General features: G+C 70.5%; 10 protein-coding genes. 5 read left to right on the plus strand and 5 right to left on the minus strand.

The window, feature by feature from the left end:
* Positions 1-14 precede the first annotated feature (14 nt).
* Both ABZU76_RS44480 and ABZU76_RS44485 read left to right on the plus strand, forming a co-directional pair.
* Positions 15-1,385: an L-serine ammonia-lyase gene (locus ABZU76_RS44480; protein ID WP_354882291.1), complete on the plus strand. Its 1,371-nt coding sequence runs from the start codon at positions 15-17 to the stop codon at positions 1,383-1,385.
* A 115-nt stretch (positions 1,386-1,500) separates the two neighbouring features.
* Complete coding sequence (locus ABZU76_RS44485) at positions 1,501-2,019, plus strand: hypothetical protein (protein WP_354882294.1); 519 nt, start codon at positions 1,501-1,503, stop codon at positions 2,017-2,019.
* 367 nt (positions 2,020-2,386) lie between these two features.
* Here the strand turns inward: ABZU76_RS44485 and ABZU76_RS44490 are convergent, their stop codons facing one another.
* Both ABZU76_RS44490 and ABZU76_RS44495 read right to left on the minus strand, forming a co-directional pair.
* Positions 2,387-2,599 carry a hypothetical protein gene (locus tag ABZU76_RS44490; protein ID WP_354882297.1) on the minus strand — a complete coding sequence of 71 codons (213 nt, stop codon included), beginning with the start codon at positions 2,597-2,599 and terminating at the stop codon, positions 2,387-2,389.
* Positions 2,596-3,204, minus strand: coding sequence for a helix-turn-helix domain-containing protein (locus tag ABZU76_RS44495; RefSeq protein WP_220237691.1), 609 nt, complete (start codon positions 3,202-3,204; stop codon positions 2,596-2,598). The genes ABZU76_RS44490 and ABZU76_RS44495 overlap by 4 nt, the downstream gene beginning before the upstream one ends.
* Positions 3,205-3,273: 69 nt before the next feature.
* Here ABZU76_RS44495 and ABZU76_RS44500 point away from each other — a divergent pair, with 69 nt between their 5' ends.
* Both ABZU76_RS44500 and ABZU76_RS44505 read left to right on the plus strand, forming a co-directional pair.
* Positions 3,274-3,996 (plus strand): GntR family transcriptional regulator, encoded by a 723-nt coding sequence (locus ABZU76_RS44500; protein WP_354882317.1) that lies wholly within the window; start codon positions 3,274-3,276, stop codon positions 3,994-3,996.
* A 163-nt stretch (positions 3,997-4,159) separates the two neighbouring features.
* Positions 4,160-6,037 (plus strand): transglycosylase domain-containing protein, encoded by a 1,878-nt coding sequence (locus tag ABZU76_RS44505; protein ID WP_354882319.1) that lies wholly within the window; start codon positions 4,160-4,162, stop codon positions 6,035-6,037.
* 51 nt (positions 6,038-6,088) lie between these two features.
* Here the strand turns inward: ABZU76_RS44505 and ABZU76_RS44510 are convergent, their stop codons facing one another.
* Together ABZU76_RS44510 and ABZU76_RS44515 are read right to left on the minus strand one after the other, a co-directional pair.
* On the minus strand, positions 6,089-6,745 hold the full coding sequence (locus tag ABZU76_RS44510; protein ID WP_354882300.1) for an O-methyltransferase: 657 nt from the start codon (positions 6,743-6,745) through the stop codon (positions 6,089-6,091).
* A 25-nt stretch (positions 6,746-6,770) separates the two neighbouring features.
* Positions 6,771-7,598, minus strand: a complete 828-nt coding sequence (locus tag ABZU76_RS44515) for an ABC transporter ATP-binding protein (RefSeq protein ID WP_354882303.1) — start codon at positions 7,596-7,598, stop codon at positions 6,771-6,773.
* Between the two features lie 126 nt (positions 7,599-7,724).
* Between ABZU76_RS44515 and ABZU76_RS44520 the strand changes: the two genes are divergently transcribed.
* Positions 7,725-9,062: a PLP-dependent aminotransferase family protein gene (locus ABZU76_RS44520; protein WP_354882306.1), complete on the plus strand. Its 1,338-nt coding sequence runs from the start codon at positions 7,725-7,727 to the stop codon at positions 9,060-9,062.
* A gap of 4 nt (positions 9,063-9,066) precedes the next feature.
* Here the strand turns inward: ABZU76_RS44520 and ABZU76_RS44525 are convergent, their stop codons facing one another.
* Positions 9,067-10,824 carry a hypothetical protein gene (locus tag ABZU76_RS44525; protein ID WP_354882309.1) on the minus strand — a complete coding sequence of 586 codons (1,758 nt, stop codon included), beginning with the start codon at positions 10,822-10,824 and terminating at the stop codon, positions 9,067-9,069.
* Positions 10,825-11,308: the final 484 nt, after the last annotated feature.

Raw genomic sequence — 11,308 nt, forward strand, 5'->3', positions numbered from 1 at the left:
GAAGGGGCGGGTCAATGGCGATCAGCGTCTTCGATCTGTTCTCCATCGGCATCGGGCCGTCGAGCTCCCACACGGTCGGCCCGATGCGGGCCGCGCGGACCTTTGTGGACGGTCTCGTCGACGACGGCGTGCTGGACCGCGTGACGCGGGTGCAGGCCGAGCTGTTCGGTTCGCTCGGCGCGACCGGGTTCGGCCACGGCAGTGACAAGGCCGTGCTGCTGGGGCTGTCGGGTGAGCGTCCGGAGTCCGTCGACACGGAGACAGTGCCCGAGCGGGTCGCCGCGATCCGGTCTTCGGGGCGGTTGCTGTTGGGTGGCGTCCGGGAGATCTCGTTCGACGAGGATGTCGACCTGACGATGCACCGGCGCAAGTCGCTGCCGGCGCATCCGAACGGGATGGTGTTCCGGGCCTTCTCCGGCTCTTCCGAGCTGCGCACGCGGACGTACTACTCCGTGGGCGGCGGCTTCGTGCGCGACGAGTCGTACGAGACGGACGCGGTGTTCGTGGAGGACTCGACGCCGGTGCCGTACCCGTTCCGCACCGGTGCCGACCTGCTCAGCCACTGCGCGGCGACGGGGCTGCCGATCAGCGAGATCATGCTGGCGAACGAGCTGGCGTGGCGTCCCGCTTCTTCGGTTCGGGCCGGCTTGCTGGAGATCTGGGACGTGATGGCCGCTTGCGTTTCGGCGGGCATCGCCCACGAGGGCGTGCTCCCGGGCGGCCTGAAGGTCCCGCGGCGCGCCAAGGCGTTGCACGACAAGCTGATCGCCGAGGACGGCGTCGGGGATCCGTTGTACGCCATGGACTGGGTCAGCCTGTACGCGCTGGCGGTGAACGAGGAGAACGCCGCGGGCGGGCGCGTGGTCACGGCTCCGACGAACGGCGCCGCGGGGATCATCCCGGCTGTGCTGCACTACTACCAGCGCTTCATCCGCGGGTCTTCGGACGACGGCATCGTCACTTTCCTGCTGACGGCGGGGGCGCTGGGTTCGATCCTCAAGCAGACCGGGTCCATTTCGGGCGCGGAGGTCGGTTGCCAGGGTGAGGTCGGCTCGGCCTCGGCCATGGCGGCGGCAGGGTTGACCGAGGTGCTGGGCGGGTCGCCGGCTCAGGTGGAGAACGCGGCGGAGATCGGTGTCGAACATCATCTGGGTCTTACTTGTGACCCGGTCGGCGGGCTGGTGCAGATCCCGTGCATCGAACGCAACGCCGTGGGCGCCTCGAAGGCGATCCACGCTGCGCGGATGGCGATGCGTGGGGACGGCAGTCACGTGGTGACTCTGGACAAGGCGATCAAGACCATGCGCGAGACCGGGGCCGATATGTCGGTGAAGTACAAGGAAACCGCGCGCGGTGGACTGGCGGTGAACGTCATCGAGTGCTGAGCGCTCTGTGGCTTTGGTGGGACCGTTCGGAGGGCGAACGGTCCCATCTTGCGTTTGGGGCACTACGCGGTTCTTGACAGCGATCTACGGGGGCGGGCGAGCGATGGGTGGGCGTATGAACAAGCCGGTGTGGACGGAGACCGCTGACCTGCGCATGAGTCACGGGAATTTCGCCATCAGGGACTTGAGCGCGGACCTGCCGTTCCCAAGCCTTGCTTACGCCAACGGTCTCGTGGGGACGGATTTCATCAACGGGGCAGTTGTCCTCACCGGCATCCATACGGGTTCGGTCACCGTGACCGTGCAGGCTCTCGACACCGCACCCGACTCGGTCGAGCTCGACGGCTGGGACGAAGTAGCCGAGGTCTCGGTGGATTCGGAGTACGGGGAACTCATCGTCGCCGGCATGGGGGAAGATCCTCCGGATTTCCCCGAGCTGGCCCACTCGGGACCCGGCTCCTACCGGCTGCGCGTGCACGCGCGCGGCCGCGACATCGCGCCTCATCTCAACGTCTGGGACCCCGTCGAGGACTACCGGATCTCCGTGTGGCCGGCACCGGAATCACCGGACGCCGTGTACAAGCAGTCAGACAAGCGCGGACAGGAATACCGGGCTCGGCGGAAGAGACCGTGACTGCTGGGCCGCGCAGGCTGAAGCAGGGTCGGTTGCTGGGGCGGCCGAAACCGGCCGCCCCAGCAGGACGGGCGCCTGCGACACACCTGGAAAATCGGCGACGACACGCGAGCCACCGAACCTACATGCGCTCACCGACACACCACAGCGGCGAACGCGGGCATCAGTGATCGAACGCGTTCTGTCTTGGTGCGGAAAAGCTTCGCTCTCCGCACGAGCGGTCCTTTCGCTGGGCGAATGGATCAGCCGTGTGGAGAGGGAGCGGCTGGGAGGAAGGCGCGAGGCCGAGTGTGGGGCGGATGGCGCGGTGGACTGGCGGCTGAAGCGGGAGTCGGAAGTCCTTAGTGGACTGAAGCCCGGCCGATTCTCAAGCCGGCAAGGTGATCTGCGGTCGTTGACCCCGGTCAGTCACCAGGCGCAATCCTGTGTGGACCAGCAGCCAGCCGAGGCGCTGGCGGGCGGTGGGCGCGGGCAGGGTGCGGGGTCGGTGGCGGGCCGTGACGCGGTGGCGAGAAGCGGCGGCGCGCAGTTCGGCCTGACGGGCGTGGACGAAGTGTTCGGTGAAGTCGTGCGGAATCATGGTGTCCCCAGTTCTTCGGTGGATTCGGCGTCGGGTTCCGGGTGGGCGGTGCGCGGAAACGCGGCCCAGTGGGTGACCACCGCGTCGTCGCCCGGGCGGGCGGGCCGGCGGTAGCGGTCGACCACGGCGAGGATGTCGTCGGACATTCGCCGGGCTTCTTCGGGCGTCAGGGAGAGCTGGTTGCTGGCCATCGAGGCGTTCTGTTCCCAGTTGTCCTGCCACCGTGGCAGCTCGGCAACGAATCGCGCCTCCTCCTCGTAGCGCTGCACCACGAGTTGGTGCAGGAACGAGGCCAGGTGCCCGGCCAGTTCCGGGTCGCCCGCGAAGTCGCCGGCGCGCATGGTCGTCGAGTCCTGTGCTGCTTTCCACCAGCGTTCGCGTTTCGAGCCTCGGCCGGGGTCTTCCGCGACCAATCCGGCGTCGGCCAGTTGGCGGAGGTGCCAGGACGTGGTACCGGAGCTCTCGCCGACGCGCTTGCCCAGCCCGGTGGCCGTCGCGGGGCCGTCGCGTTCGAGGAGGTCCAGAAGGCGCATCCGGAGCGGGTGGGCGAGCGCGCGCAGGGTGCGTGCGTCGAGGATCCGTTCGGTGCGTCCCTGGGAGCTCATGGCACCACTGTAGACCGCAGAGGATCCTTTGCAAAGAAGTCTCTGCAATCAGGCGGGCTTAGACTCGCCATCGTGGAGACGTCGGTGGCTAGCGCGAACGAGGCGCTGTTCCGGCCGGTGCGCGCGGGCAACGCGTTCGAGGAGACCGTCGAACGCCTACTGCAGGCCATCCGCCTCGGCGTGGTCGGTGCGGGGGAGCGGCTGCCGTCGGAGCGCGAGCTGGCGGAGCGGCTCGGGGTGAGCCGGGTGACGCTCAGGGAGGCCATCCGCGCGCTGGCCGACGCGGGTTACGTGGAGTCACGAAGAGGGCGCTACGGCGGCACGTTCGTGAACGAGAACCTGCCCGAGCCGCCACCGAGCAAAACGCGAGAAATCGACGCGGCCGCCTTCGAGGACGCGCTGTGCCTGCGCCACGTGCTCGAAACCGGCGCCGCCGAGGCCGCTGCCGCGCGGACGCTCAGCCCGGCCGACCGGCAGCACCTCAAGACCACGCTCGCGGAGGCCGCGGCCGCCGACCTGGTCGACTACCGGCGCAAGGACTCCCGCCTGCACCTCGCGATCGCCGAGGTCACGGCGTCGAGCTCGCTCACCACGGCGATGGCCGACGCCCGCACGCGCGTGAACCAGCTGCTCGACCGCATCCCCCTGCTCGAGCCCAACCTGGAGCACTCCAACGCCCAGCACGAGGCGATCGTCGACGCCATCCTCGCCGGCGATCCCGTGGCCGCGCGCCACGCGATGACCGAGCACATCGAGGGCACGGCGTCGCTGCTGCGTGCCTTCCTGTCGTGACCCGCCGTGAATTTCTCACCGAACCGCACAACCTTTTCACCCGTCCGGCCGTCGTCCCATCGTGCTACGCGACACGGATGCCGAGACGGATGGAGCCACCAGCAGTGTCACGAACGAGCCGCCCGATGATCCCCGCGCCCGCCGTCGCCGCCGGTGGCGCAAGATCCGCCGTATCGCGTACTGCGGCTTCGGCGTCTTCGTCGGCCTGCCGCTGATCGCGTTCTGGGTCGCCTACCTTCTGATGGACGTCCGCAGCCCGCAGGACGTGCTCGCCTCGCTCGACAAGACCGTGGAGCTGAAGTACTCCGACGGCAGCGAGCTGCTCAAGGTCCTGCCCGCCGACGGCGACCGATCCTTCGTGCCTTACGACAAGGTGCCCTCGAAGCTGCGCGACGCGATCATCGCCACCGAGGACCCGACGTTCTGGGACAACGCTGGCTTCGACCCCACCGGCATCGGCCGCGCGTTCCTGACCGGCGTCGGCGGCGGCTCGGGGATCACGCAGCAGTACATCAAGAAGTCGACCGGCGATGACGACGCGACGCTCGGGCGCAAGCTGCAGGAGCTGGTGCTCGCCACGAAGATCACGCAACAGCAGAGCAAGGAACAGATCTTCACCAGCTACGTGAACATCATCTCCTTCGGCCGCGGCACCTTCGGCCCGGCCGCGGCGATGAACGCGTTCTTCGGCCGGCCGCTCGACGACTCCATGACCTGGAGCGAAGCCGCGTTCCTGGCCGGGATGATCCAGTCGCCCTCGGTGCACGACCCCGCCGTTTCCGGCGACGCACACGCGGCCAAACGCTGGACGTACGTGCGCGACAAGCTCGTGCAGCGCGGTTACGTCAAGCCCGCCGACGCCGCCACGATGGCCTACCCCGGCAAGGAAATCCTGCCGCCGTCGGAGACTCGCGCGAGCGTGACCTACGACGAGTACCACGTGAAGCAGCAAGTGCTCAGCGAGCTCGAACAGGACGGGTTCTCGCTTTCCCGGCTGCAGCAAGGGAATCTGGTCGTGCAGACCACGCTCGACCGCAAGGCGCAGGCGTCCGCGCGCTCGACGCTGGCCGACCGCCTGAAGGGCGAGCCGAAGGAGTTCCGGGGCGCGCTCGTGTCCGTGGACCCGTCCACCGGGGCGGTGCGCGCGTACGACGGCGGCGACAACGGCGTCCGCGACTACGCCGGCACGGAACACCCGGCAGGCTCGGCGTTCTACCCCTTCACGCTCACGGCTGGTCTGCGCGCCGGCGTCTCGCCCGACGAACCCACGGCCGCGCCGGGCAAGATCGACTTCTTGGGTGAGGACTTCGAGTACCCGCAGAAATGCCCGGCGACCTGTACCTTGCGCACCGCGATGACCTCGGGCGCGGACACGCCGTACATCGGGCTGGCCAAACGCGTCGGCGCCGACGCGGTGAGCGCCGCGGCCCGCGACGCGGGCATCCCGGAGGCGGTCGACGGCTCGCCGACCCTGCGTGAGAAGGACGGGTTCCTGATCGGCTCGGGCCTCGCCGTCGGGCGGTATCCGTTGCGGCCGTTGGACTTGGCCGGGGCGTACGGGACCTTCGCGGCCGACGGGATGCGCGTGACGCCGCACCTCGTGGACAAGGTGCTCGACCAGGACGGCAGCGTCGTGTGGCAGCACGACGACGAGTCGCACCCCGCGTTCTCCGACGACCCGGGGGTGAGCGCGAAGATCTCCGCCGAGGTGACGAACGTGCTGCAGACGTTCCTGCCCGACGGCCGCCCCGCCGCCCTGCGCACGGGCGAGTTCCAGCACGGCAACTCGTCGGACAACCAGGACGCCTGGGCGATCGGCTACACCCCGCAGCTGGCCACGGCCGTCTGGGTCGGCTCGGACGACGAACGGCGGCTGTTCGACGCGCAGGGGAAGAAGCTGGTGGGTTCGACCGTGCCCGCGGACATCTGGCGGACGTTCATGGTGCAGGCGGAGCAGGGGCAGCCGATCAAGGAGAACGGTGGGATCGAGCCGAGGTTCGCGCCTCCGCTCGCGAAGCAGACGGCGCCGCCCGGTCGCTGATCGTGCCGTGAAGGGCGCCGTTCACGGGCGCCCTTCACGGAAGCGATCAGGTCAGCGCACGCGGGCGAGGACGAAACCGTCGTAACCCTTGTCTCCCACCGTCTGGATCGCGGTGGCATCGAGGCGGTCGTCGCCGGTGAGAGCCGCGAACATCTCGCGCACGCCCCGCACGGACGGGTCGGTGCTCGCGGCCTCGAGCACGGCACCGTCGCGCACGACGTTGTCGACCACGATCGTGGTGCCCGGCCGCGAAAGCCGCACGGCTTCGGCGACGTAAGGCGCGAGATTGGCCTTGTCGGCGTCGATGAAGACGAAGTCGAACGGCCCCGTGAGCGTGGGCAGGGTGTCGAGAGCGGCGCCGACGCGGATGTCGGCCACGTCGGGCCCGAAGCCGGCGCGGTCGAGGTTCGCGCGCGCCACGGCGGCGTGCTTCGGGTCGTATTCGCAGGTCACCAGCGTGCCGCCGGGCGGCAGGGCGCGGGCGAGCCAGATCGTGCTGTAGCCGCCGAGCGTGCCGATCTCAAGGATCGAGCCGGCGCCGGCGGTGAGGGCGAGCAGGTTGAGCAGTTTGCCTTGTGTGGGCGACACGGCGATGGCCGGCAGGCCGGCCGCGCCCGACTCGGCGAGGGCGGCGTCGAGCACCGGGTCGGCGGGGAGCAGGGCTTCGGCCAGGTAGTCGTCGACTGCGGTCCAGAGTTCGCGGGTCATGGCACCTCCGGCACCAATCTAACGACTATGCGGCGCGCCGGCCCGCCTTCGGGATCACCAGCGGGGTGCTCGTCTCGGGACACGGCATGACGCGGCACGGCAGTTCGAAGATCTTCTCCACGTTCTCCTCCGTCACGACCTCCTCGGGCGTTCCGGTGGCGAGCACCTGGCCGTCGCGCATGGCGATCATGTGGGTTGCGTAGCGGGCGGCGTGATTGAGGTCGTGGAGCACGGCGACGAGGGTGCGGCCCTGTTCGGCGTGCAGTTGCGCGCACAGGTCGAGAATGTCCATCTGGTGCGCGATGTCGAGGTAAGTCGTGGGTTCGTCGAGCAGCAGCAGGTCGGTCTGCTGGGCCAGCGCCATCGCCATCCACACGCGCTGGCGCTGTCCGCCGGACAGCTCGTCGACGAGCCGCTCGGCCAGGTCCGAGACGCCGGTCGCCGCCATGGACTCGGCGACCACGGCGGCGTCGTCGCGGGACCACTGGCGCAGCAGGCGCTGGTGGGGGTAGCGGCCGCGCGCGACGAGATCGGCGACGGTGATGCCGTCGGGCGCGACGGAGCTCTGTGGCAGCAGGCCGAGCCGGCGCGCGACCTCCTTGGCGCCGTAGCTGGAGATCACCGAGCCGTCGAGGTAGACGGAGCCCTTGCGGGGCTTGAGCATCCGCGCGAGCGCGCGCAGGAGCGTGGTCTTGCCGCAAGCGTTGGGGCCGACGATGACCGTGAAAGACTTGTCCGGGATGACCACGCCGAGGTCTTCGGCGACGGTGCGCCCGTCGTACGCGAGGGTCAGTTCCTCGGCGTGCAGCCGGGGCTCGGTCAAGGCCGGTGCTTCCGCGATCGTCTGGTCCACACAGGTTAGGCTAACCTAGTGACCCTCGTTCGGGGAGTTCCCTGGGTCGCATTCGCCGAACGTGACCAGCCGGTGTCATCATGCGGACGGGGTTCTGTGCGGTTCACGGCGTAAGCGAAGGTGGCGATGGATGACTACCGGGTCGTCGCGGACGAACTCGCCGCCGACATCGAAGCCGGGCGGCTGAGGCCGGGCGACCGCCTCCCGCCGCAACGCCGGTTCGCGCGCGACCGCGGCATCGCCGGCTCCACCGCCGCCCGCGTCTACGGCGAGCTGATCCGCCGCGGCCTGGCCGTCGGGGAGGTCGGCCGGGGCACCTTCGTACGGGCCGCGCGCCCGGCGCCCGAGCCCGCGCTGGCCGAACCCGGCGACGCGCGCGTGGACCTCGAGCTCAACTTCGCCGTGCTGCCGAGCCAATCCGCGAAGCTCGCGTACGCGCTGGAGCCGCTGCTTCGCGCCGACGTGTTCACGGACGCGCTGCACCCCGTCGGCGCCGCGGGGACGAAAGCGGTGCGTGAAGCCGCAGCGGGACTGCTGTCTCGCGGCAGCTGGGAGCCCGACCCGGCGACGGTTCTGGTGACGGGCAACGGCCGCCAGGGCATCGCCGCCGCGATCTCCACTTTCGTGCCGCTGGGCGAGCGGCTCGCGGTCGAGGCGCTGACGTACCCCGTGGTGAAGGCGCTGGCCACGCGGCTGGGTGCCCAGCTCGTGCCCATCGAAACCGACGCCGACGGCCTCGTCCCGGCCGCGCTCGAAGCCGCCCACGCGGCGGCGCCCGTGCGCGCGCTGTACGTGCAGCCGACGCTGCACAACCCCCTCGGGCCGACCATGCCGCCCGCGCGCCGCGCCGAGCTGGCCGACACCGTGCGGCGCCTCGACCTGCCGGTGATCGAGGACGGGATCTACACGTTCCTGCGCCCGGATGTCGAACCGCTGGCCGCGCTCGCGCCCGAGCGCACTGTGTTCGTCGACAGCCTGTCGAAGCGGGTCGCGCCCGGTCTCACCGCGGGGTTCGTGGTGTCGCCGGCGGCCTGGACCGCGCGGCTCGCGGGCGCCGTCCGTTCGGGTGGCTGGGGTTCGACGCGGTTCGCGATGGAGGCCGCCACGCGCTGGATCACCGGCGGCGCGCTGGCCGAGGTCGAGACCGCGAAGCGCATCGACGCGGCCGAGCGCGCCACGATCCTCGACGAGTGCCTCGCCGGGTTCACGGTCGTCGGTGATCCGGCCGCGTACCACCGCTGGTGGGAGCTTCCTGAGCAATGGCGCGCGGAGACGTTCGTGGCTGCCGCCGCCCGCCACGGCATCGCGTTGTCGCCGGCGGCTTCGTTCGCCGTGCTGCCGGGGCACGCGCCGAACGCCGTGCGGCTCGCGGTTTCGGCTCCACCCAAGAAAACCCTCGCGGCCGCGCTCGAGGTCCTCGCGACGTTGGCGGCCGGCTCGCCCGACGACACGTTGCCGGACTGAAGCCTCAGCGCACCCACTTGCCGACGAAGCTCCCGCACGCCACCGGTTGTCCGGTCAGCCGCGCGCGCAAGGCGTTCTCCAGCCCCAGGTAGTCGACGATCGGCGCATCCACCGCCACATGAGCGGGCACCGGGCCGCCCTGCGCCAGCGTCTTGTTCGGCACGGTTTCGAACAGCACCAGGTAGTCGCCCTCGCGATCGAGGTCCGCCGCGGTGGCGAGCATGCGCTGCGGCGCGTCACCGACGATCTCCAACGGCAGCGGCCACTCCAGCGGGAACGGGTTGCGCAGCCCGAAAGCCGGGTACGCGAACGGGTTGTCGGGCAGCACCGCGACGCGGGAGGCCGGGTAGCGCTGCAGACAGTCGCGGATCTGGGCGACGTAGGTGTAGGTCGCCGGGTTCGTGCGGATGCCGCGCATGGCCGGGCTGACCGTGCCGAGGTCGGCCGTGAGCTTGTCGTGTGACAGGTCGAGGTACGCGGCTTCGTCGTGGTGCGCCACGACCGCCCAGCCGCACAGTGCCACCGTGACCAGGCCTGCCGTGGTGGTGAGCCACGTGCGGCGCAGCACCGGGGAAAGGTCCGGCAGCACGAAACCCAGCAGCAGCAACGCCGTGAGCGCCAGCGAGCCGGTGAGCAGCGTCGGGGTGTCGTTGCCCCACGACAGGCTCGTCATGAACCCCGTCGCGAGTACGAGCAGCCCAGCCCAGGAAACCTTGCGCCGCACGGTCGCGTGGACCACGACGGCGACGGCCAGGATCCACCACAGCACGTCGGCCCAGCGCGACGAAGCCGTGAGCCGCCCGTCGACCACCGTCCACGCCACCGCGGCCGCGCCGCCGAGCGCGAGCAGCCACGACGCCGCGCGCCCGGCCGCGCCGAGTCGTTCGCCCGCGAGCCGCAGCACCAGCAGCACTACGGCGATGGCGGCGAAGAACGTGAGCTCCCGCACCGGAGGGTGCAGCAGGACCTGTGGGTCTTCCAGCCACAGGCCGAGCAGCCGTTCGCCGTACGCGGGCACGCCGCCCGTCAGCTGCCCGACCATCTCGCCGAAGCCGCCGCCGATGCTCACCCAGGCCACGTAGGCGATCCCGAACGCGCCCAACGCCGGCAGGTCACCCGGCAGGCGGCGCAGCCGGTTCGGGTAGCACAAGGTCCAGACCAGCCCGATCACCGCGGCGAGCACGAAGCTCTGCTTCACGAACACCGCCGCGCCCAGCAGCGCGAGCCCGCCGAGCCGCGCGTACGGGTTTCCCTTGCGCAGCCCGGAATCCAGGGCCCACGCGCCGCACGCGGTGAGCGTGATCCCGTCGACGGTGTGCCACGCCATGAGCGGGAAGCCGTTGAGGTTCAGCAGAGCCGCCGCCGCGACCAGCGCCGTGCGGCCGGGTCCCCACGACAGCACCGGCCGCCGCGTCACGAGCACGGCGAACGCGATCGTCGCGAGGGTGATCTGCACCATCGCCAGACCGCTGGACGCGAAGAACAGCGGCCCCGGCAGCGCGAAATCGACCACATGCAGGATCGCCGAGCCGAGCGGCCGCGCGGAGATGATGTCGGCGTGCGGCACTTCGCCCTGCAACACCCGCCACGCCTGCGCGAGGATGAAGCCCTGGTCGGACGGATGGAAGCCGAACCGGCCCACACGCAGCTCCGTCGCCACGGCGAGCACGAGTACCCACGCGACGTGCGCACTCACCCGAAACGCGACCCGCCGCCGCCGGACCACCTCGGCGGCCGTGGGCAGCGCCTCGGCGACGTCCACTCCGTGTCCTTTCGCCTCGGCTGTGTTTTTTGCCTCGGCTTCGCCGAGGCGTGCGAGATCGCCTGGAAGCCGGTGTTGGGATTGAGCGGTCGGATCGGCCGGGGGCCGATCGCACCGCCCAATCCCAACACCGGCGCGATCTCGCGCCGTGGTTGCCTAGGGGCCGGGTCAGGCCCTGCGGGGTCAGAGTAGCCGGGTGATGGTGGCGGAGAGTGAGGCCGGTGCGGGGAGCGGTAGGCCAGGTGGGCTACGGCGTCGGCCCGCAGGTCCCTGGTCGTCACGTTCACGATGTGCCGAAGCGGCGCTCGGTCATCAACGGCGGCGGCCGGAGGTTGACCCGTGTGGCGTCGGAGTTGTGACGGTCGGTGGGCGGTCGCGCCGAGTGGCGGTTCGATCGGCCAGGTTCTGTAGGCGCCCACAGCGCGAGATCGCGCCGGCTTCCGGATGGGGCGGTGCGATCGGCCCCCGGCCGATCCGACCGGCC

Origin of the sequence: Amycolatopsis sp. NPDC005232 (genome assembly GCF_040607795.1) — a bacterium.
In the GTDB taxonomy this organism is placed as follows: Bacteria; Actinomycetota; Actinomycetes; order Mycobacteriales; family Pseudonocardiaceae; genus Amycolatopsis.